This is a genomic window from Qipengyuania sp., from assembly GCF_964227205.1.
Lineage (GTDB): Bacteria > Pseudomonadota > Alphaproteobacteria > Sphingomonadales > Sphingomonadaceae > Qipengyuania.
The window spans coordinates 158,026-179,189 of record NZ_CAXQVB010000001.1 but is presented as its reverse complement, the minus strand read 5'-3'; the positions used below and the strand labels follow the sequence as shown (position 1 = coordinate 179,189).

Genomic DNA, 21,164 nt, shown 5'->3' with positions numbered 1-21,164 from the left:
GGTCAGACCTCGATCAGTCGGTCGGGCAGCTCGTTCTGGTCGTCCTCCGCGCGCGGGAAATGCTCGGACAGCACCTTGCCGACATCGCGCACACCCGCGGCGAGGCCCTCGGCGATCCGGCCTTCGCGGATCTCGGCGAGCATATCCGCCATCGCCTCGCCCCAGACTTCGGCAGGGACCTTTTCTGCGATGGGCTCGTCGGCGACGATCTCGGCGCGGTGTTCGCGCATCGAGAGATAAAGCAGCACGCCGGTGCGGCCATGCGTACGGCGTTCCGCGCCCACCTTGAAGTGCCGAATGGCATGGTCGTGGACGCGCGCAGTCTTGAGCGGGCCGGGTACCATCGCAAAGCGCAGCGGTGTCCAGCTGAACAGCAGCCAGCCGAGTGTGAAGGCGACAAGTCCCAGCGCGATGGTCATGCTGGCAAGCTGGCCGGTGGTCCATTGGTGCATCCACCCGCCGACCAGCGAATCCCACAGGTCCATGAAGGGTTGGGGGAACAGCGCGAACAGGCTCATGGCCGAAAACGCAATCGCCACCGCCCAGACGAGCACGACGTCGCTATAGCCGTCGCTGCGATCGGCCAGCACGGTCACGATTTCGCCCGAGGTCGTCAGTTCGGCCTCGGCCACGGCCTGCGAGACCACCGCGTGCTGCGCTTCATTCAGATAGCCCATCACCAACCTCCCGAGGCGCCGCCGCCGCCGAAACTTCCGCCGCCGCCCGAAAAGCCGCCGCCGCCACCGAAGCCGCCACCGCCACCCCAACCGCCGCCGTCATGGTCGGACAGGCCGCGCGCGATCGCCTTGCCGGCTTCCCACAGGATGATGTCGCGCGCGGCATTGCCCCAGGGCCCGCGGCGATAGCGCCGCCGGCGGCCGCGCCCGCTCAGCATCGGGAGGATGAAGAAAAAGAAGATGAAGCCGAACCAGACCAGCGCACCAATCGGGAAACCGCCCTTGCTCTCGCGCCGCTCGCTCGCCTGCTGCGCGACCTCGGCGGCCTCTTCGGGCGGCAGTTCGAGCTGCGCGATGATCTGGTCCGCTCCCCAGGCGATCCCGCCCGAATAGTCGCCCTCGCGGAAATAGGGCTTCATGCCTTCGACATATTCGAAGGCCAGCCCGTCGGGGATCACGTGTTCGAGGCCATAGCCGACCTCGACCCGCATCTTGCGCTCGTTCGGAGCGACGATGAGGATGATGCCGTCATTGCGCTCGGCATCGCCCAAAGCCCATTCGCGCCCCAGGCGATAGCCGTAATCGGCAATGTCGTAGCCCTGCAGGTCGGGGATGGTCGCGATCACGAACTGCCGTTGGTTGCGCTTCTCGAAAGCGTCGAGCTTCTCGGTCAGCGCGGCCTCGGTCGCAGCGTCGATGATATTCGCCGCATCGACCACCGGTGCAGTCCCGCGCTCGGGGAAGTCTTGCGCGGCGGCGGGCTGGGCGAAGCCGAGCACCGCCGCCAGCGGGAGGACCAGGCGGGTAAGTAGGCGCACTGCCTAAGCCGTTCAGTTCGCGGTGTCGCTATCCGCGCGCATGTTCAGCGTCGGAGCGACTTCCGCACCCTCGGTCACGGCTTCGTAGGGGACCATCGGCTTGGCCCCGTGGATGATGTTGGCGCCGATCGTGTCGGGGAAGGTGCGGATGGTGGTGTTATATTGGCGCACCGCCTCGTTGTAGTCGCGAATCGCCACGCGGATGCGGTTCTCCTGTCCTTCGATCTGGGTCATGAAGCGGCCGAAGTTCTCCTGGCTCTTGAGCTCGGGATAGGCCTCGACATTGGCCATCAGCCGCGACAGGGCGCCGCCGAAGGTGTTCTGCGCCTGCTGGTACTGCTCCATCTTGGCGGGATCGCTCAGATCGTCGCCATCTAGCCTGATCTCGGGACGCGTCGCCGAGGCGCGCGCCTGGACCACCGCCTCGAGCGTCGCGCGTTCCTGCTCGGCCGAACTCATCACGATCTGCTCGAGATTGGGGACCAGATTGGCGCGTTCCTGGAACGCCGCCTCCACATCGGCCCACTTGGCCTTGGCGTTCTCCTCGGCCGCGGGGACCGAATTGATCCCGCAGGCCGAGAGCACGAGCGCGGCGGCCGCGAGAACGGAGGTACGAAAGGCAGCGAGGCGGTTCATGGAAAATCCCTCAAATGGTGAACGTGTCTTGCGTCAATAGCACACCACAGCGACCATTCAAGATTAACGCGTGCTTGTGACCTTTCAAGCGCCATGGCAGAAATGCGCGCCAATGCAGGGTTAAGGGGATTTGCACGTGTTGAAAGATTTCAGGGCCTTCATCGCCAAGGGCAATGTGATGGATCTGGCCGTAGCGGTGATCATCGGGGCGGCCTTCAGCGCGATCGTCAAATCGTTGACCGACGAGATCATCATGCCGATTGTCGGCGCGGTCTTCGGCGGGGCGGATTTCTCGCGCTATTTCATCCTGCTCGACGTGCCCGAGGGCTATGACGGGCCGCTGGACGATTACGCCGCCTTGCAGGAAGCCGGTGCGGCGATGATCGGTTATGGCAGCTTTCTCACCGCGGTGATCAACTTCCTGATCCTGGCCTTCATCGTCTTCCTGCTCGTGCGCTACGCCAAGAAGGTGATGGCGGAGTTCGAGGAGAAGAAGGAAGCGGCTCCCTCGGGGCCGAGCGAGATCGACCTGCTCAAGGATATTCGCGACGAACTGCGCGCCGCGCGCCCCGATTATGCGCCCGAGAAAGGCCCGATGGGCTAGCGGCGATTCGGGTGGCCAGGCCTGCGCCCGGCCATGAACCCGCGCTCACTTCACATTAATCGTCGAGCGCCTATATAGGGCTTCGCCGGTTTCGGCCGGCTATGGCGATAAATTGCGCTGTGCAATAGGTACAACGGACCCGGGGGCAGTACCCGGCGGCTCCACCATAACCCGCGAATCGTCGCGGATTTTGACGGGGCCGAACCAGGATCGACGTGTGCTGAAAGACAGTGTTTTCGCCCGGGCTGAGTACCCCGTAAAACTGTTCACAACACACAAGTGCCAACGATAACGAAGCACTCGCTCTCGCTGCGTAATCTGATGGGCTAACGCCCTGATCTTACAAAGCTAAAGCGCGGTTGGACCCACCGGGCAACAGAAGCGGATTCCGGGGGCCCGGGGCGGGCCTAGCAACAGAACCGCCCCACCTTCGCCAGCTTGAGAAAACCATAGTCGCCAAGGCGCGACGGTCCTCGCCCCGCTCAAGAGAGACGGGGGTAGCTAGCAACAGAAACCCCACCTCTATCCACCAGTGATACGTGCATGAAGTCGTCGGTCCGCTGCCGTCCTATCTGGTTCGGCAAGCGCAATATCTGACCGCTGATTGTGGTACACGGCCTCGTGAATTCGATTAGTCAGACACAGCGATTCCTCGGGGCCTGACCGCTCGTTTCACGATCCCTCGGGAGGGGTGGCATTTGCAGGGTTTCGCGCTTCGCGCTCGTAACGCAGCGCGTCGAGGATTTTCGCCCCGCCGAGGAAGACAGCGCCGCCGGTCGCGGCGAACAGCAGGTAGCCGCCCACGCCGGGATATTGCAGCGTGTAATGCGCACCACGCGTCATCGCGCCCAGGGCAAGGGCGAAGATGATCAGATACGCTTCCACGCGCGTCTTGATCACGAACAGTCGCGCCACTTTCCTGAGCACTTTGTGTTGGTCTCCCTTGGTTAACCCGTCCAAGCAATTCCCGTGCCAGCCACGGAAAACTGCCATGTACGATAGTTAACGAGACGGTGACTGTAAAATGCCCCGACGCGCCGGTAAAGGTCGTTAACTCCCGGTCGAGCGGCTCAGGCGAGCTCGCCGAGCGAGAGCACCGAGAGCAGCGCTTCGCGGGCCTCGACAACCGAATGCGCAAGGCGCTCGGTGCCGATATCCGCAGGATCGATTCGCTCGGGCCACATTTCGGCGATGACCGCCTCGATCCGCTGCGCCTTCGCTTCGTCGAGGAGGAAGCGCGCATCGACCGTGGCCGGGTCCGCCACCACTCGCAGGCGCAGGCATGCAGGCCCCCCGCCATTCGCCATCGACTGGCGCACGTCGACCGGAATGACCTCGCGGATCGGGCCATTGGTGGCGAGCATCTCCTCGCACCATCCGCGCACGCTTTCGCTCTCCCAGCATTCGCCCGGCACCACCAGTGCCATGCCGCCATCGGGCTGGCTCACCAGCTGCGCATTGAAGAGATAGGTCCGGATCGCCTCCTCGAGGCTGACCGCGCTGGCCGGGACTTCGATCGCATGGAGTTTGGGGAAGGCCGCGAGCAGCGCTTCATAGGCATCTTCGCGATCGGCGAAGGCCTGTTCGTGGGCAAAGAGGACGGTCTCGTTGGCCACTGCGACCACATCGTTGTGAAAGGCGCCTGCCTCGATCGCGACAGGGCTTTGCTCGATGAAGACGCAGCGCTGGGGATCGAGCCCGTGCAACCGGGCGACCGCGCGGCTCGCCTGTTCGTGCTGGCGTGCGGGGAAGCGGCCGCCCGGCCGGCCATAGACGAAGACCTCCACCCCGGGCGCGTCGTGGCTCTCGGTCAGCCGCATGTGGTTGGCCGCACCCTCGTCGCCGAAGCTGGGCGGGACGGCGTCGTGAACCTTGAAATGCCGCTCGTCCCCGAAGGCAATCTTGAGTTGCGCCTGCGTGTCGGGCCATTCCTGCGCGCGGTGGAGCATGGTGACGAGATTGGCAGGCGTCAGGTGGCAGCGGCCGTCGGCGGTGTCGGGCGCAGGGCTGACCGTGGCGGCATTTGCGGTCCACATCGAGCTGGCCGACCACGCCGCCGCAAGCAGTGCGCGATCGCTTCCGGCATCGACCGCGAGCCGCTCGAGCAGTCCCGCATTCGGTCGTGGCAGCGGCAACAGGAAGCCCTGCGCCAGCCCGCGTTCCATATTGCCGCGCATCTTTGCCAGGCCCTGCAGCGCTGCCGCGCGCGGGAAGGAGGGATCGCCCCCGTGGCTGGCGCTGGCGATATTGCCGAGGCTGAGGCCTGCGTAATTGTGGCTCGGGCCGACGATGCCGTCGAAATTGATCTCGACCAGTCGGCTCATCGTGCCACACTCCAGACTTCGTCGCCTTCGCCGACGCCCAGCGTTTCGGCGCATAGCGCATCGATCGCCACGCTGCCGTCGGCGGCGATCTCGCGCATGCCATAGGCGCTGCGGAAGGTGCCCAGCGTTCCAGTGGCGACCAGCGCGCGTTCGCCGATGTCGAGATCGGTCGCGGTCACTTTGCCCGGTGCGGAGTGGCTGATGCTGCGCACCTGGTCGGTGCGCGCGGTCATCGTCGGGCCGCCATCGAAAATGTCGACATAGCCTTCGAAGGAAAAACCCTCGTTCTCGAGCATCCGCATTGCGGCGCGCCCGCTGGGGTGGGGTACGCCGATGACCTTCTTCGCCTCTTCGCCGAGCATGGCGACATAGACCGGGTGCTTGGGCATCAAATCGGCGATGAACTGGTTGCCGTTGATGGCGTTGAAATAATCGGCTTCCTGGAAGGTCATGCCGAAGAAACGGCCCGCCACGCCGTCCCAGAAGGGCGATCCGCCGCGGTCGTCGATCACGCCGCGCAGTTCGGCAAGGATCCGGTCGGCGAAGCGCGCCCGGTGCATGGCGACGAAGAGATAGCGGCTACGCGCCAGCAGCAGGCCTAGCCCGCCGGCGCGCTCGCCCGGATGAAGAAACAGCCCGCCGACTTCGGAACAGCCTTCGAGATCGGTCACCAGGCTGAGCAATTCCGCGCGCACTGTGCGATCGAGCTCGCGGCTGTGCTGCGTCAGCGTGTTGAGGCGATAGCTGTAGAAGGGCCATTCCTGCCCCACCTGGCTGAACAGCTGGCACGTCCCGCGCACCTGACCGGTTTCGGTGTTCTCGAGCACGAGGGTGAACTGGTCGTCGCCGAGTTCGTCGTAAGTGCGCGAGAAGGCCTCGTCGGCACGTTCGAGCTTCTTGGTCAGAGCGGCCCGGTCGGCGGGAAGGTTGGTGAAGCCCCCACCGGTCAGTTTCGCCATTTCATAAAGGTGTTCGAGGTCCTCGATATGCGCGGCGCGCAGACGAAAAGTCACAAATGGTCTCCGGTGGAAAGCTTCGCGAGAACCAGCGCGCTCAAGGCGGCACGCTCCCTGAGCGAAGGGACGATCATGAATTCGTCCGGTGAGTGGATGGCCCCGCCGCGCACGCCCATCGTGTCGACCACGGGCACCCCGGTGGCGGCGATATTGTTGCCGTCGCAGACGCCGCCGGTGGGCTTCCAGCCGATGGTCTGGCCAAGTTCGGCGCCGCAGGCCTTGACGAGGTCGAACAGCGCCTGCGCCTTCGCATCGACCGGTTTGGGCGGGCGGGTGACGCCGCCGTGGCGATGGATGCCGACTTCGTGTTCGGCTTCGATAAGGCGCAGGATTGCATCGAGTTCGCCGTCGAAGCGATCCATCGCTTCGGTCGATTTGGGGCGGATATTGAAGCGCAGCACGGCGAGATCGGGCACGACGTTGTTGGCGCTGCCGCCCTCGATCTTCGCCGGATTGACGGTGATGTCCTCGGCTTCGAGCGCCTTGATGCGCAGGACCAGGTCGCTGGCGGCGACGATGGCATTGCGCCCCTCGTGCGGATTGCGGCCGGCATGGGCCGACCGACCGTTGAGGGTGATCGAATAGTTGCCGGTGCCGCCGCGCGCATGCGCCAGCGTGCCATCGGGCAGCGCGCTGGGTTCGTAGGTCAGCGCCGCATATTTTCCCCGCGCCAGTTCCTCGATCAGCCCTCGGCTCGCGAGACTGCCGGTTTCTTCGTCCGAATTGATCATCACGTCGTAGCCGACGCGCTCCGAGCCTTCGGTCGTCTCGAAGGTCTTGAGTGCATGGAGGATGACGTTGAGTCCGCCCTTCATGTCGGCGGTGCCCGGGCCATTGATGGTCTCCCCATCGAGCCAGCCGACCTCCTGGAACGGGTGATCGGCAGGGAAGACGGTATCCATGTGCCCGGTGAGGACGAAGCGGCGCTCGGCATTGGGCCGGACGCGCAGGACCATATGCTTGCCGTGCGGCTTCTCGAACTCGCGCCCTTCCGCGGAGATCGCGGTGACCTTCGCCGGTTCGATCAGCTCGACCTCGCCCGGCAGCACGCTGAAGGCGTCGGCGAGAACGCCCGCCATCGCGTCGAGCCCGGCGATGTTGGATGTGCCCGTATTGATCGCAGCCCAGTCCTGCACTTGCGACAGCATGGTGTCGGCATCGATCGCATCGAGCAGGGCTTGCGGGGCGCTATCCGGTTTCATGTGCAACGTCCTTAAGCCTGCGTGGTGCCAAGTCCACCCCGCGCCTTGCATTGATCAACCGCTGGCGGCATAGACCGCGGTGCTCCTCCCCGGGTTCGACATTGCTACGATTGCACAATCCGAGGAGTTCCATGACCGAATATGTGACGCGCGCCGGGATCGAGACCGATCCCCAGCTTGCCCGATTCATCGAGGCCGAGGTGCTCGGCCCGCTGCGCCGCGATGTCGATGCGTTCTGGCAGGGGTTCGCGGATCTGCTGGCCCGCTTCGTCCCGCGCAATGCCGCTCTGCTGCAGAAGCGCGAGGAGCTGCAGGCCAAGATCGACGCCTGGCACGACGCACACAAGGCCACACCGATCGACCAGCGCGAGTACCAGGCCTTCCTGCGCGAGATCGGCTATCTCGTTCCCGAGCCCGAAGCCTTTACGATCGGCACCGAGAACGTCGATCCCGAGATCGCCACCATGGCGGGTCCGCAGCTGGTGGTTCCGATCCTCAATGCGCGGTTCCTGCTCAACGCCGCCAATGCGCGCTGGGGCAGCCTCTACGACGCGCTCTACGGAACCGACGCGCTCGACGCGCCGCCTGCCCGTCCGGGCGGCTATGACGAGGAACGCGGCGCGGCGGTGGTGGCCGAGGCGAAGCGCTTCATGGACGACGCGGTCCCGCTGGCGGATGGCCGGAAATGGGCCGATCTTGCCGATGTGATGGACAAGGGCATTCCGCTCGCCGATCCGGCGCAATGCGTCGGCTGGAACGAGGGCTCGTGCTTTTTCCGGCACAACGGGCTGCATATCGAGGTGGTGTTCGATGCGAAGCACCCGGTGGGAGCGACCGATCCGGCCAACATCGCCGACATCATTCTCGAATCCGCATTGACGACGATCGCCGATTGCGAGGATTCGGTCGCGGCGGTCGATGCCGAGGACAAGCTGCTCGCCTATACCAACTGGCTGGGTGTCATTCGCGGCGACCTTCAGGAAAGCTTCGAGAAGGGCGGCGAGACGCTGACCCGCAAGCTGGCCGGCGACAAGACGTTCACCGACGCGGAAGGCGTCGAGCACACGCTGCCGGGGCGCAGCCTGATGTTTGTGCGCAATGTCGGGCACCTCATGACCAATCCGGCGATGCGCTGGAACGGCAAGGACATCCCCGAGGGCCTTCTCGATGCCGTCGTGACTTCGGCCATCGGCGCGCACGACGTGGCTGGCCTCGGCAAATACGGCAATTCGCGCTGCGGCAGCATCTACATCGTGAAGCCCAAGATGCACGGGCCCGAGGAATGCGCCTTCACCAACGATGTCTTCGATGCGGTGGAAGACCTGCTCGGCCTGCCGCGCCAGACGATCAAGGTCGGCGTTATGGACGAGGAGCGGCGCACCAGTGCGAACCTTGCCGCGTGCGTCCATGCAGTGAAGGACCGGATCGTCTTCATCAACACCGGCTTCCTCGACCGCACGGGCGACGAAATCCATACCTCGATGCGCGCCGGGCCGATGATGCGCAAGGGCGCAATGAAGAACGCGGCCTGGCTCAAGGCCTACGAGGCGCGCAACGTGGGGATCGGCCTGCGCCACGGCCTCTCGGGCCGCGCGCAGATCGGCAAGGGCATGTGGGCCGCGCCCGATTTGATGGGCCGGATGATGATCGAAAAGATCGGCCACCTGCGCGCCGGGGCCAATACCGCCTGGGTTCCGAGCCCGACCGCGGCGACGCTCCACGCGATCCACTATCACCGCGAGGATGTGTTCGAGATCCAGAAGGGCCTGGGCGAGGTGCCGGGGCTCGACGAACTGCTCACCATCCCGCTCGCCGACGGCACCAACTGGTCCGAAGACGAAATCCGCGAGGAACTCGACAATAACTGCCAGGGCCTGCTGGGTTATGTGGTGCGCTGGATCGATCAGGGCGTGGGCTGTTCGAAAGTGCCCGACATCGATGATGTCGGCCTGATGGAAGACCGCGCGACGCTGCGCATTTCGAGCCAGCACATCGCCAACTGGCTGGTCCACGGCGTGATCACCGAGGAGCAGGTGATGGACAGCCTGCGGCGCATGGCCGCAAAGGTGGATGAACAGAACGCGGGCGATCCATTCTACGAGCCGCTGCTCGAGAACGAGGGCGGTGCCGCTTTCAGCGCGGCAAGAGACCTGATCTTCAAGGGTGTCGAACAGCCGAGCGGCTATACCGAACCGTTGCTCCATGCCTGGCGGGGCAAGAAAAAGGGTTTCGAATAAGTATCGAAATGAAAGTCATCCGGGATATTTCCCGGCCATTGCGGGTATAATGGTAGCGTTCATTTGGGGTCGGAAAATTGTAAAGGTTCATCGCTTTTTGGTGACCACGCACAGAAATATGATTTTCTAGTTTAAAAATTCGCCGGGGGAGCATTTCTTGTGTTGATGGCGGGGTTTTGATAGGCGGTATGCTTAACTCAATGGGCTGTATTGAGTAGGGTTGTTACATTGGCATATCGCAAAGGCCACGTCGCAGTCGCCGAATTGCTTCGTCTGAAAGGGGACGATGCGCAGTCGGGTCCTTGCGGCATTCTCCAGGGAATGCTGGACGGCCTGAGAGACCATCTGGCGATGGACGTCGCCTATCTTGCCGAATTTCGCGGCGACCGGCGTGTTTTCCGGTTCGTCAGCAGATCGGCGGCAGCGCCCGAGATCGCTGTCGGCGAATCGGTTTCCTTGAGCGATTCGGTCTGTTTCCAGGTCGTCGAAGGGCGGTTGCCCGAGCTTATCAGGGACGCAGCCGAGGTTCCCTCGATCGGGGATCTCACGCTGGTGGAGAAGTATGGCATCGGTGCGCACCTATGCGTGCCGGTGACACTGGGCGACGGGACGCTGTTCGGGGCCATGGGGTGCTTCTCCACCAGGCCCGATCGCTCGATCAACCGGCGCAATCTCGAGGTGCTGCGCATGGGCGCGCGGCTGGCTGCCGATCTCATCGAGCGCAAGCGCAAGAGCGAGGCGCATCACGAGGCTTTGTGCGCCAGGATATCGAGCACGATCGAACGAGGGGCCTTCAACGTCGTCTACCAGCCGATCTTCAGCATTTCCGAGGGGCGGGCGATCGGTGTCGAAGCGCTTACGCGGTTTCCCGATGCCGGCACGCGCCCCCCGAGCGCGTGGTTCGACGAAGCCGACGAAGTGGGATGCACGGTCGAGCTGGAACTGGCGACGATCAGGCGCGCGGTCGAAGGGCTCGCCCTTCTTCCCGAAGACGTCTATCTGTCGGTCAATGTCTCGCTCGAAACGCTCCTATCGGGCAAGTTGCTGGAGGTTCTGCAGGATACCGACAAGAACCGGATCGTCATCGAACTGACCGAACACGAAGCGGTCGAGGACTATGAGGCGCTCAAGGCCGCCCTCGAGACGCTCGGCAAGCGCGCCCGGCTGGCGATCGATGATGTCGGGGCGGGCTATTCGAGCATGCGCCATATCCTCGATCTGGGGCCAGATTTCATCAAGCTCGACATTTCGATCGTCCGCGACCTGCACAGGCAACCGTCGCGTTCGGCGTTCGTCCGGGCGATGGTCGAGTTTGCCAAGGTCGCCAATTCGTCGATCGTCGCCGAAGGGGTAGAGAACCAGGAAGAGCTAGACGAGCTCGCCAAGCTCGATGCGGCCAATGCCCAGGGCTATCACCTGTGTCGTCCCTTGCCATTGGCCCAAATTCTGCCTTGCCTGGCAGGCAAAGAGCAAAGCAGCAGCGAAGTGTCAGGGCGACGCTACGGCTAGCGACACGACGAACGGTCCGGATTCCCGAGCCATCGCAATGGCTATTCCGACAAGGTGCGCGCGATCTCCACGAATTCGGCAACGCTCACGGTTTCGGCGCGCCGTTGCGGATCGATTCCGGCCGTTTCGAGCGCCGCGACTGCGCCGGGAAAGCCCTTGAGGCTCTGGCGCAGCATCTTGCGACGCTGGCCGAAGGCGGCCTCGGTCAGCCGTTCGAGCACGCGTGCCGATACGCCAGCGGGCATGGCATCCGGCGCGACATGGACGATAGCGCTCATCACCTTTGGCGGCGGGGTGAAGGCACTGCGGTGCACTTTCATCGCCAGCTTCGCTGCGCTGCGCCACTGCGCCAGGACGGCGAGCCGCCCGTAGGCCGAGCTGCCCGGCGGCGCTACGATGCGCTGCGCCACCTCGAGCTGGAACATCAGCGTAAGGCTGGTCCATTGCGGCGGCCATGCCTCTCCCCCGAGCCAGCGCACGAACAGCGCGGTGCCGACGTTGTAGGGCAGGTTGGAGAGCACGGCGAAGGGCTCGCCGCCCATCAGCTCGCCATGGTCGAGTTTGAGCGCATCGCCCTCGATGACGCGCAGCTGGCCGGGAAAGGCCTCGCCCAGTTCGGCAAGCGCGGGGAGGCAGCGGCGATCCATCTCGATCGCGGTGACGCGGGCGCCGGCGCGCAGCAGCGCGCGGGTCAGGCCGCCGGGGCCCGGACCGACCTCGAGTACCGCCTTGCCAGCCAGGTCGCCCGGAATCGCGGCGATCCGGTCGAGCAGCTGTTCGTCGAACAGGAAATTCTGCCCCAGCGCCTTCGATGCGCTCAGGCCGTGCCGCGCAATGACTTCGCGCAGGGGCGGAAGGTCAGCCATGCTTGGCCCGTCGCGCGGCGATTGCGCCCGCCATCTTCAGCGCAGCGATCATCGCGCCCGGATCGGCCAGTCGCCGGCCGGCGATGTCGAAGGCAGTGCCGTGATCGGGGCTGGTGCGCACGATGGGCAGGCCGAGCGTGACATTGACGCCCTCGTCGAAATCGAGCGCCTTCAGCGGGACCAGTGCCTGGTCGTGATACATCGCCAGCGCTGCGTCGTAAGTCTGCCGCGCGCGCGGGGTGAACAGGGCATCTGCCGGGTGCGGTCCCGTCGCCGCAATTCCCTCGCTACGCAGGAGGTCTATCGCGGGTTCGATGATCTCGCGCTCCTCCGAACCGAACTTGCCGCCTTCGCCCGCGTGGGGGTTGAGGCCGCAGACCGCGAGGCGCGGTTCGCCTACGCCGAAGTCGCTGGCGAGCGCTTGTGCGACCACGCGGGCCTTGGCTGCAATCCTGTCGCGATCGAGCAGACCCGGAACATCGGCCAGCGCGCAGTGGACTGTCACCGGGACCGCGCGCAGGCTGGGCCCGGCGAGCATCATCACCGCCGCATCGGCGGGCAGGCCGCAGGCCTCGGCAAGGAATTCGGTCTGGCCGGGGAATTCGAACCCGACCTTGGCCAGCTGCGCCTTGGCGATCGGCGCGGTAACCACCCCGGCGCTCGTCCCGAGCAAGGCGTGCCGCGTGGCTTCGGCCAGCGAGCCGAGCGCCAGCGCGGCGCCTTCCTCGTCGGGCACGCCGGGCATGTAACCGCAGTCGTCGACGCCGATCACCGGCAGGCCCTCGTCGAACCGCTCCGCCGCTTCCTGCGCTTCGTCGATCCGGACAATCGGGCAGTCGATGCCGCGGGACTCCGCCGCCGCCGCGAGCACGCCTGCACCGCCGACCACGAAATAGGGTGCGAGGCCGTGTTCGCGGCGGCGCACCCAACTTTCGGCAATGATTTCGGGCCCGATCCCCGCCGGATCGCCCAGCGAAACGGCGAGGGGCAGGCGCATCGTCGTCAGTTGTACTCGATGAAGGCGTCGTTGCGCAGGTCGCGCAGATAACGCTGGGCGCGCTTTTCGATCCGATCATCTTCGAGCTGGCTCATGATCTGGTCGAAATTCGGTGCAGCAGCAACCTTGGGATCGTCACGACCGCACAGCATCAGCACGCGCACGCCTTCCTCGAACGAGCCGAACGGCGGGGTCGACTGGCCGACCTGGAGCTGGAGGATGATGTTCTGCAAGGCTTCGGGCAGGGCGCGCACGCGGATCTGGTCGTTGGTGACCACGGTTGCACCGAGCCGGGCGGCGGCATTTTCCGCATCGCCGCAGCCGCGGATGGCCTCGACCCCCTGGGTGAAGGCCGACACGCGCTGCTGTGCGGCTTCCTGCGACATGCCCGGGTCGAAGCTGATCTGGATCTGCTTGAGACTCAGCATGGCATCGCGCGGATCGGCCATCAGCACCTGTCGCTTGTCGATCAGGTAGAGGATCGAAAAGCCGCCCGGAATACGAACCGGGCCGACCAATTGACCGGGGCTCATCTCGCGTGCGACCGCTTCGAGTTGGGCGTTCTTGAGCTGCGGCAGCTGAATCCAGCCGAGATCACCGCCTACAGCAGCGGTCGACGCCTGGGAGAATTGCCGCGCATAGGCGACGAAACTGCCACCCTGTCGCAGCTGCTCGACGATCTTGTTGGCGTTGGCTTCGACCGCTGACTCGGTCTCGGGCGTGGCCGAGAGGAAGATCTCGCCAAGCCGGTATTCCTCGGTCCCGCGTGCGGCCTCGAGCCGGTCGATCATCTCGTTGACCTCTTCGGCCGAGACGTTGACGAAAGGCGCGATATTGCGGCGCAGCAGCCGGTTCCAGGCGAGTTCGCCGGTAATCTGGCGCTTGAGCGCTTCGGGAGAGGAGCCGATCGAGCGCAGATAGGCGTCCATCTTCGCCGGGTCCTGGCCGAAGTTCTGCGCCGCTACGCGCGCGTAGGTCTGGTCGACTTCTGCCTGCGACACATCGAGTTCCTGCGCGATAGCAGCCTGGATCTGCAGCGTCTCGTCTATCAGGTTGCGCAGCACCTGCATGCGCACGCGAACCATTTCCTCATCGCTTACCGGACGCTTGTTCGCCGCGAGCAGCAATGCAACGCGCTGGTCGATATCGGTCTCCGTGATGACGAAGCCATTGACCACCGCGGTCGCGACGCGGCGGTTGGGATCGGTATCCTTGAGCATGCTGAGATCGCTCGGCAGGCCGAGCAGGTCGCCCTGTGCCATGGCCTGCTGGGCCTGTCCGGCCACGGGCGCGGCGGCAAGGCCGGCTGCGGCGGCTATCGAAAGCAGTCGGGAAATCGTCTGTGCAGTCACGTGTCGAACCTGTGTTGCGGCATCGCAAGAATGCCCGGATATGCCGCAACCCATGCGGCCTTGCGGCTTAACCGGAGATGATATTCGGGCGCCGGATAGCGTGTTTGGGCCGAGGTGCCAATAAGCGCGGCCTAGCGGAATCCCAGATTTCTCAAGCTGAAATAGACCTGGAAGGTGTCGCCCCGCTGCGCGTCGCCTGCCGTAATATAATCGCGCCGCCAGGTCAGGCCGAGTTCGAGGCAGTCGTCCTGATAGGCAACGCCGAGGCGTGTGCGGATCGGATCGAATCCGTCCGACATCAACGTCGGATCCTCGTTACGATCGGTGAGGTTGAACACGCCCGAGCCGAACACCGACCAGTAATGGGCGAATGCCACGCGTACCGCGCCGCGCAATTCCTCGCGGTCCTGCAGGTCCTCGACCTGGGTGATGTCGCGGTTGAGACGGACATAGCCGAGTTCCGCATAGGTCTTGTTGGACCCGACCGTGGCGTCGATCTCGTTGCGGCGGATCGCCAGATTGTCCTTGTCGAGCCGGAAGCGGTGGGTCAGCCGCAGGTAGTTCTTGTAGCGGACCTCGGTGCGCCCGACGAAGTCGGAAAAGCGTTCGGACAGGCCGGTACCGACCGGGAAAATGTCGCGGTCGCTGTCGAGGCGATAGGACTGGCCGATATTGGTCTTGATTTCCCAGTCGGGGATGCGCAGCGACCAGTCGAAGCCGTAGGTGACGCGCGCGCCGTCCTCGACTCGGTCGTAGCCGGGGAAACGGTTGAGCGCGAAGAGGTTCGAATCCTCGAGGTCGATCGCCCGCGCGTCCTCGTTGGGGATCGCGAGATTCTTGAGCGGGGGTGTGGCGACGAGCTGGACCCGCGGCGTCCAGACCACCGTGCCGCCCAGGGCATTGCCGACGAAAGGCCATTGCACGTCGAGCGCGCCCAGTGCCACGCCGCGGAATTCCCACCCCGGATTGCCGCGGTAGCTGGCGGTGGCGGTGAGGAAGTTTTCGTCCGAATGATAGACGTCGCCGCGTACCATGCCGGTCAGCGTCACAACCTGGCCGAGGCCGGTGACGCGGCTGAGATCCCACTGCGCCCGGGCGAAGGCGCGCTGCGTATCCTGCCCGTCCTTGCGTGCAATGGAGAGCGTATTGCCCTGCAGTTCGAGCTGCCCGCCGAGCACCGGCGTGTCGGGGCGCCAGCGCGCATCGAGCACGGGAAGCGCGATCGGCACCTCGCCCTGCGGCTGGTCGAGCCGCAGGGTCTGCGTCGCCCAGCCGGCGAGCGAGAAATAGGTGTTCTTGCCGATTCGTTCGAGTTCCAGCCTCGAGCGCAGCCGGTCGTCGCGACTGATGTCGTAGCGCCGCAAGAAGGTCCGGTCGGTCGCGCGACGAAGCGAACCGCTCAAGCTCCAGTCGGGCGAAAGCTGGAACCTGCCGTTGGCGAAGACATAGCCGCGGAATTCCTCCGCACTGTCGGCGACCCCGGTAAAGGTGGAGATGCGCTGCGAATGCGTTGCATAGCCGGTGATCTGATAGGCGCCGCTCTCGGTCAGATGACGCCACTGCGCGGCCACCATCGGCGCCGCATCGGTATAGACATGCGTGGTCAGCGTCAGGTCGCGATTGTCGGCGAAGCGAATGTAGTAGCTGCCCGAGACTTCGACCCCGTTGCTCTCGGAGAAACGCAGGTCGGGTACGAGGAAGCCCGAGACCGCGCCGCCATCGGTCCGCACTGTCAGCCCCGGCAGCGGGAGGATGCGCGCGCCGAACAGCTCGAGAAAGGCGCCGGTGAACCTGATCCGTTGCTGATCGGGATGGTAGACGACGCGCTCGGCCGTGATCCGCCAGCTCGGCTCGCGCGGGCAGCCATCGGGATCCACCACTGCGCAGCCGCTGTAGGCGGCCTGTTCGAGGGCGACGGTGCCGTCGCTTTCGCGCACGCCGCGATTGGCTGCCAGCCGCCCGCCCTGGCGCAGTGCCAGCAGCAGGTTGTCCATCGCCCCGGCTTCGAACTTGTCGGTCAGCTCGATACGTTCGGAAAACAGCTGGTTGCCGTTTTCGTCGACGAAGCGGACCCGGCCCTCGGCGACGATCTCGCCGGTCCTTTCGTTCCAGCTGACCGTATCGGCGCGTAGAGAGCGGTCGCCGCTGCGCAGCACTACATTGCCCCTCGCGGTAACGACATCGCTTTCGGACCGGTATTCGAGGATATCGGCCTCGAAGGCGATTTCGCGATTGCCCTCGGCATCGATCCCGTCGTCGCCGGTGGGCGGGGGCGGCGCACCGAGCCCGGCATTGGGATCGGGGATGCCCAGAAGCTGGTCTACGCCCTCGGCGCTATCGACCGTCGGCGTTTGCGGATCGGGCTGCGAATCGCCCGGCTGCCCGCTGGGGTCGAGCACGGTACCGACGTCGTCGGCGGCTTCCTGCGCGGCCAGCGGCGCGGCGGCGAACAGGGCGAGCGCCGACGCGGTCAGGGTAACTGTGTGAAGGACCTCCCGGCAGGCGGGCGGGGCGCGATCGGCGGGCGGGAGCATGGCTTGCCTATCGCACCGGCCACGCCTAATCGCAATCGCCATCCTCGTGGGGCGCGCGCGAACCGCGCCGTCTCTTCCAGAAATCGATTCCGGAGTATCCATGCACATTCAGTTCAGCCAGTCCCGCCCGCAGGTTGCGCGCCTTGTTGCGCAAGTCACCGACAAGGGCAAGGTTCCCGCTGGCCTTGAAAAACCGCTGGTCGACGGGATGGCGGCTGCGCGGTTCAAGGGCACTGCCGGGCAGGTCTTCGAGGGATTTGCCGAACGCGATGGCGAGGTGCTGCGCCTTGCCGTTGCCGGTCTTGGCGACAAGAACGACGAAGCCCGGCTTGCCAATTGCGAGAAGGCCGGTGCCGCGCTCGCGGCGAAGTATCAGGCGAGCGGCGAAACCGATCTGGCGCTCGACCTGGCGGGCAGCGCCCTTACAGCCGAGGAAACAGCCAGCGTGCTGCTCGGGCTGCGCCTGCGCAACTGGCGCTACGACCGCTATCGCACCAAGATGAAGGAAGAGCAGAAGGTGACGCTCGCAAACGTCACCGTGCTCAATGCTCCCGATGGTGCCGAAGCCGCCTGGGCCGATATGGCGCATGTCGCCACGGGCGTCGAATTCACCCGCGAGCTGGTCACCGAGCCGGCGAACATTCTCTACCCGGAAAGCTTCGTCGCGCGCTGCGAGGAGCGCTTCGCCGGCACCGGGGCGGAGCTGATCGTGCTCGACGAGGCGCAGATGGAGCAGCTCGGCATGGGCTCGCTGCTCGGCGTCGGGCTCGGTTCCGACAGGGAGTCGCGCCTTCTCGCGATCCGCTGGGACGGTGGCGCGGATACCGATGCGCCGACCGCGCTGGTGGGCAAGGGGGTGACCTTCGACACCGGTGGGATCTCGATCAAGCCCGGGCCCGGCATGGAAGACATGAAGTGGGACATGGGCGGCGCGGGCGCCGTGGCGGGAGCCATGCTGACGCTTGTCTCGCGCAAGGCCAAGGTCAATGTCGTCGGTGTGGTCGGCCTCGTCGAAAACATGCCCGACGGCAAGGCGCAGCGCCCCGGCGATGTGGTCACCAGCATGAGCGGGCAGACGATCGAGGTGCTCAACACCGACGCCGAAGGCCGGCTGGTGCTGGCCGATGCGCTGCACTGGACGCAGGTCGAATTCAAGCCCGCGCGGATCGTCGATTTCGCTACGCTGACCGGCGCGATGATCATCGCGCTGGGCAATGAATACGCCGGCGTCTTCTCGAATGACGACCAACTCGCCAAGGACCTCCACGAGGCAGGCGAGACCACCGGCGACCGCAACTGGCGCATGCCGATCGGCCCGGCCTACGACAAGCTGATCGACTCGCCGATCGCCGACATGAAGAACATCGGTGGCAAGGGCGCGGGCTCGATCACTGCGGCGCAGTTCCTCCAGCGCTTCATCGCCGACGGAACGCCCTGGGCGCATGTCGATATCGCCGGCATGGTCTGGGCGGACAAGCCGGGTCGTACCTGGGGCAAAGGCGCGACCGGTTACGGCGTTCGCCTGGTCGATCGCTTCGTGCGCGATTCGCTGGAGAAATAGGGGCGTCGGGTGACCTCGTCCTCGAGCCGCGCCGCACCGGGACTGCAACGATGACCACCCGCGTCGACTTCTACCAGCTCAGCCGCGACCCGGTCGACGTGACCGTCGCCAAGCTTGCGCGCAAGGTCCTGCAGGCGGGCGAGCGGCTGCTGGTGGTCAGCGGCGATGCCGGCCAGCGCGACCATCTGGCGAAAATCCTGTGGGAACAGGGCGGGGCGGCCTTCCTCGCCAACGGGATGGCGGGCGGCCCGCACGAGGCGCGCCAGCCGATCCTGCTCTCGGAAAGTTGCGCCGCGCCCAACGAGGCGCGCATGGCGCTGATCGCCGATGGCGCATGGCGCGAGGAGGCACTCGGCTTCGACCGCGTCCTGTTGCTGTTCGATGCGGCGCAGCGCGAGGGCGCGGCCGACCTCTGGCGTCGCTTCGCCAAGGACGACGGGGTCGACAACCGCATCCACAAGCAGGATGAGGGCGGTGCCTGGCGCGAAGGCGCTTGAGGGAACCACCCGGCGGCTCGTGGGTCGATCTGGCATGCACCGCCTGACCGATTTCACCCGTCTCGCCGCCTTCGCCACCGCCGCGGTTGCCCTCGCTGGATGTAGCAGCGAGGATTCGCCCGTCACGCAGGAGGGCACGGGCGCCGAAGACGCGCCGCGTGGCTCCTACGCCATCGACAGCGAGACGGGCGAAACCCGTGCGCGCCACACCGATGACGACGGGACTACCACCACGCTGCGCTCGGGCGAGAAGGTGCCCGTTGCGCTCCCCGCGGGCTTTTCGCTCTATCCGGGCGCGAAGGTGACCAACAACACGCGCGTCGAACAGGCCGACGGCCTGCTGGTCTTGCTCAATTTCGAGAGCGAGGCATTGCCCGCGGCCATCGCACGCTTCTATCGTACGCAGGCCGAAGCGGCGGGGATCGAGGTCGGCACGTCCCTGCAGAGCGGGCCGATGACGATGATCGGCGGCGAGAGCGCAGACGGGACGAGCTTTTCCTTCACTGCCACGCGCAAGGACGAAGTGACCCAGGCGCAATTGTCGGTCGGTCGCGGTCTCGAATGAATCTTGCCCGCGCGCGCGCGCGGCGCTAGGGGCGCGCGCGAGAAGCCTCTCCCCATAAAATCGTTACGCAAGGAACATCACCATGGCGGTCACCCGCACCTTTTCGATCATCAAGCCCGACGCCACGCGTCGCAACCTGACCGGCGCCGTCACCAAGATGCTGGAAGAAGCCGGCCTGCGCGTCGTCGCTTCGAAGCGCATCCAGATGACCAAGGAACAGGCCGAAGGCTTCTACGCGGTCCACAAGGAACGCCCCTTCTTCGGCGAACTGGTCGATTTCATGATCTCGGGTCCGGTCGTCGTGCAGGTGCTCGAAGGTGAAGACGCGGTGAAGCGCAACCGTGAAGTGATGGGCGCGACCAACCCGGCCGACGCCGCCGAAGGTACGATCCGCAAGGCTTTCGCCGAGTCGATCGAAGCCAATTCGGTTCACGGTTCGGACAGCGACGAAAACGCCAAGATAGAGATCGACTTCTTCTTCGACGAAGACGAAATCGTCGGCTGATCGGTCGCATCTTCTGACAAACGAAGGCCCCGTCGCCCACCGGGCGGAGGGGCCTTTTGCCTGTCTAGGCTTCGGCAAAGCCCGCCAGTTGCGCGCGATGCCGGCGGTGGGCACCATCGCGCGAATGTCTCTGCTCCCGGGCCATCGCTTGCAGCGCCGCATCGGTCAGCTCGAGCCCCAGCGCATCGTAGGTCCGGGCGATTTCCGCCCTCCAGTCCGCTCCAAGATCGTCGAATTCGACCCGGGCGACCGGGCCTCGAAATTCCTTCAGCGCATCTTCGAGCCGCGCTTCACGCAGCGCCAGCTTGCGCTGCCACTCGGCTTCGATTCGGCGTAGGTCGGTATGATCGCTCTGGAAGGCCATCTGGCTCGCGACGAGCGAGACCGAGCTTTCCAGTACCTCTGCCGGGTTGCGCAGCGTGACCACCAGCCGCGCATCGGGAAATTGGGCGAGCAGTGCGGGCAGGTCCTCGGCGAACTGCGGGCACTTGAGCACGCGCGGTCGGTGTCTATCGCCCATGGTTGCAGCATCGGTGCGCAGGATGCGCGCGAACTCGGTATATACGGGATCTGCTTCGCGGGCTTCGCTCCAGCCGACGAAGCCGGGCACGTGCCATTGCGCCTCGAAGGTCGCGGGCGAGAACGCGCCCGCCAGCCAGCCGATCTCCTCATCGATCCGTGTCGCGCCGAAAGGGTGCAATGTGTCGAGCCAGGGGTTGAGACGGCGCGCGATCGCGAGCGCCGCGCCCGCTTTCAGTGGACGCAGGTCGGGGCGCGCGGGCACGGGATCGTGGCTGTTGCAGAAACGCGTGCCGCTGTGGCGGGGGTCGGCAGCGAGCAGGCGATGCATCCGCGTGGTGCCCGCGCGCATCTGGCCGAGCACGATGATCGGCGGGGCGATTGCGGTCCCCGCCAGCGAGGGGTCGTTGCGCCAAGTCCGGCCGAGCGCGTGGCGCTTGCGGATTGCCGAAGTCAGCTGGCCATAGGCCATCGTGTGGCCGAGCGCATTGAGCCCCGCCTCGTCGCGCAGGGCGGCGCACAGCTGGTCGAGCCGTTCGCGGAAATCGGCGATCTCCGCCGCGTCGCGCAGCGATGATTCGTCTTGCTCTTCGAACCCGCGGCTGCCGACCTGCCACAGGTAGTCGGGTTCGAGCGGGGGCTTGGGAGTCACCCCCTTGTCCCACAAGGCCTGCACTGCGCGGTCCGCCCATTCGGCTGCCCTGGCGCGGGTCAGCGGGTGGGGGCGGGGCGGTATCGCCATCGC

General features: G+C 65.5%; 19 protein-coding genes, 1 other RNA gene and 1 pseudogene. 8 read left to right on the top strand and 13 right to left on the bottom strand.

Features of this window, described 5'->3' with window-relative positions:
* Window positions 1-2: 2 nt before the first annotated feature.
* The 3 genes from ACEQZ0_RS00940 to ACEQZ0_RS00930 are packed head-to-tail and all read right to left on the bottom strand — an operon-like array spanning window position 3 to window position 2,131.
* The gene (locus tag ACEQZ0_RS00940; RefSeq protein WP_370187388.1) at window positions 3-677 is read right to left on the bottom strand and encodes a TPM domain-containing protein; all 675 of its coding nucleotides are present in this window, start codon (window positions 675-677) and stop codon (window positions 3-5) included.
* Entirely contained in the window at window positions 677-1,495 is an 819-nt protein-coding gene (locus tag ACEQZ0_RS00935; protein ID WP_370187385.1) for a YgcG family protein, read from the bottom strand. Before ACEQZ0_RS00935 ends, ACEQZ0_RS00940 begins: the two co-directional genes overlap by 1 nt.
* 12 nt (window positions 1,496-1,507) lie before the next feature.
* Window positions 1,508-2,131, bottom strand: coding sequence for a LemA family protein (locus ACEQZ0_RS00930; RefSeq protein WP_370187382.1), 624 nt, complete (start codon window positions 2,129-2,131; stop codon window positions 1,508-1,510).
* A 136-nt stretch (window positions 2,132-2,267) separates the two neighbouring features.
* Here ACEQZ0_RS00930 and mscL point away from each other — a divergent pair, with 136 nt between their 5' ends.
* Complete coding sequence (mscL, locus tag ACEQZ0_RS00925) at window positions 2,268-2,735, top strand: large conductance mechanosensitive channel protein MscL (RefSeq protein WP_370187380.1); 468 nt, start codon at window positions 2,268-2,270, stop codon at window positions 2,733-2,735.
* A gap of 45 nt (window positions 2,736-2,780) precedes the next feature.
* Window positions 2,781-3,126, top strand: a transfer-messenger RNA (tmRNA) gene (gene ssrA, locus ACEQZ0_RS00920).
* Window positions 3,127-3,407: 281 nt separating this feature from the next.
* Here ssrA and ACEQZ0_RS00915 read toward each other — a convergent pair.
* From ACEQZ0_RS00915 to ACEQZ0_RS00900, 4 genes are all read right to left on the bottom strand, one after another.
* Complete coding sequence (locus tag ACEQZ0_RS00915; protein ID WP_370187377.1) at window positions 3,408-3,662, bottom strand: hypothetical protein; 255 nt, start codon at window positions 3,660-3,662, stop codon at window positions 3,408-3,410.
* Between the two features lie 143 nt (window positions 3,663-3,805).
* Window positions 3,806-5,059 carry an N-succinylarginine dihydrolase gene (locus ACEQZ0_RS00910; protein WP_370187374.1) on the bottom strand — a complete coding sequence of 418 codons (1,254 nt, stop codon included), beginning with the start codon at window positions 5,057-5,059 and terminating at the stop codon, window positions 3,806-3,808.
* Window positions 5,056-6,072 (bottom strand): arginine N-succinyltransferase, encoded by a 1,017-nt coding sequence (locus ACEQZ0_RS00905; RefSeq protein ID WP_370187372.1) that lies wholly within the window; start codon window positions 6,070-6,072, stop codon window positions 5,056-5,058. The genes ACEQZ0_RS00910 and ACEQZ0_RS00905 overlap by 4 nt, the downstream gene beginning before the upstream one ends.
* Window positions 6,069-7,277 carry a hydrolase gene (locus ACEQZ0_RS00900; RefSeq protein ID WP_370187370.1) on the bottom strand — a complete coding sequence of 403 codons (1,209 nt, stop codon included), beginning with the start codon at window positions 7,275-7,277 and terminating at the stop codon, window positions 6,069-6,071. Before ACEQZ0_RS00900 ends, ACEQZ0_RS00905 begins: the two co-directional genes overlap by 4 nt.
* Before the next feature lie 131 nt (window positions 7,278-7,408).
* Between ACEQZ0_RS00900 and ACEQZ0_RS00895 the strand changes: the two genes are divergently transcribed.
* Both ACEQZ0_RS00895 and ACEQZ0_RS00890 read left to right on the top strand, forming a co-directional pair.
* Window positions 7,409-9,514 carry a malate synthase G gene (locus ACEQZ0_RS00895; RefSeq protein WP_370187367.1) on the top strand — a complete coding sequence of 702 codons (2,106 nt, stop codon included), beginning with the start codon at window positions 7,409-7,411 and terminating at the stop codon, window positions 9,512-9,514.
* 264 nt (window positions 9,515-9,778) lie between these two features.
* Complete coding sequence (locus tag ACEQZ0_RS00890; RefSeq protein WP_370187365.1) at window positions 9,779-11,023, top strand: EAL domain-containing protein; 1,245 nt, start codon at window positions 9,779-9,781, stop codon at window positions 11,021-11,023.
* Between the two features lie 41 nt (window positions 11,024-11,064).
* Here the strand turns inward: ACEQZ0_RS00890 and rsmA are convergent, their stop codons facing one another.
* The 5 genes and pseudogenes from rsmA to ACEQZ0_RS00865 form a co-directional block, all read right to left on the bottom strand.
* Window positions 11,065-11,889, bottom strand: coding sequence for a 16S rRNA (adenine(1518)-N(6)/adenine(1519)-N(6))-dimethyltransferase RsmA (gene rsmA / locus ACEQZ0_RS00885; protein WP_370187363.1), 825 nt, complete (start codon window positions 11,887-11,889; stop codon window positions 11,065-11,067).
* Window positions 11,882-12,886, bottom strand: a complete 1,005-nt coding sequence (gene pdxA, locus ACEQZ0_RS00880) for a 4-hydroxythreonine-4-phosphate dehydrogenase PdxA (protein WP_370187361.1) — start codon at window positions 12,884-12,886, stop codon at window positions 11,882-11,884. The genes rsmA and pdxA overlap by 8 nt, the downstream gene beginning before the upstream one ends.
* 135 nt (window positions 12,887-13,021) lie before the next feature.
* Window positions 13,022-13,207 carry an EspF repeat-containing protein gene (locus ACEQZ0_RS00875; protein WP_370187852.1) on the bottom strand — a complete coding sequence of 62 codons (186 nt, stop codon included), beginning with the start codon at window positions 13,205-13,207 and terminating at the stop codon, window positions 13,022-13,024.
* A gap of 200 nt (window positions 13,208-13,407) precedes the next feature.
* A pseudogene (locus ACEQZ0_RS00870) lies at window positions 13,408-14,106 on the bottom strand (SurA N-terminal domain-containing protein); the annotation flags it as partial.
* A 263-nt stretch (window positions 14,107-14,369) separates the two neighbouring features.
* Window positions 14,370-16,772 carry an LPS-assembly protein LptD gene (locus tag ACEQZ0_RS00865; RefSeq protein WP_370187359.1) on the bottom strand — a complete coding sequence of 801 codons (2,403 nt, stop codon included), beginning with the start codon at window positions 16,770-16,772 and terminating at the stop codon, window positions 14,370-14,372.
* A 100-nt stretch (window positions 16,773-16,872) separates the two neighbouring features.
* Between ACEQZ0_RS00865 and ACEQZ0_RS00860 the strand changes: the two genes are divergently transcribed.
* The 4 genes from ACEQZ0_RS00860 (at window position 16,873) to ndk (ending at window position 19,900) form a co-directional block, all read left to right on the top strand.
* The gene (locus ACEQZ0_RS00860; protein WP_370187357.1) at window positions 16,873-18,333 is read left to right on the top strand and encodes a leucyl aminopeptidase; all 1,461 of its coding nucleotides are present in this window, start codon (window positions 16,873-16,875) and stop codon (window positions 18,331-18,333) included.
* A 50-nt stretch (window positions 18,334-18,383) separates the two neighbouring features.
* Window positions 18,384-18,830, top strand: a complete 447-nt coding sequence (locus ACEQZ0_RS00855; protein WP_370187355.1) for a DNA polymerase III subunit chi — start codon at window positions 18,384-18,386, stop codon at window positions 18,828-18,830.
* 34 nt (window positions 18,831-18,864) lie between these two features.
* A complete protein-coding gene (locus ACEQZ0_RS00850; protein ID WP_370187352.1) occupies window positions 18,865-19,395 on the top strand; it encodes a hypothetical protein in 531 nt (176 codons plus the stop codon).
* A gap of 82 nt (window positions 19,396-19,477) precedes the next feature.
* Complete coding sequence (ndk, locus tag ACEQZ0_RS00845) at window positions 19,478-19,900, top strand: nucleoside-diphosphate kinase (RefSeq protein WP_370187350.1); 423 nt, start codon at window positions 19,478-19,480, stop codon at window positions 19,898-19,900.
* Between the two features lie 64 nt (window positions 19,901-19,964).
* On the opposite strand, the gene ACEQZ0_RS00840 is transcribed toward ndk, so the two are convergent.
* Complete coding sequence (locus ACEQZ0_RS00840) at window positions 19,965-21,161, bottom strand: sulfotransferase (protein ID WP_370187348.1); 1,197 nt, start codon at window positions 21,159-21,161, stop codon at window positions 19,965-19,967.
* Between the last annotated feature and the right edge of the window lie 3 nt (window positions 21,162-21,164).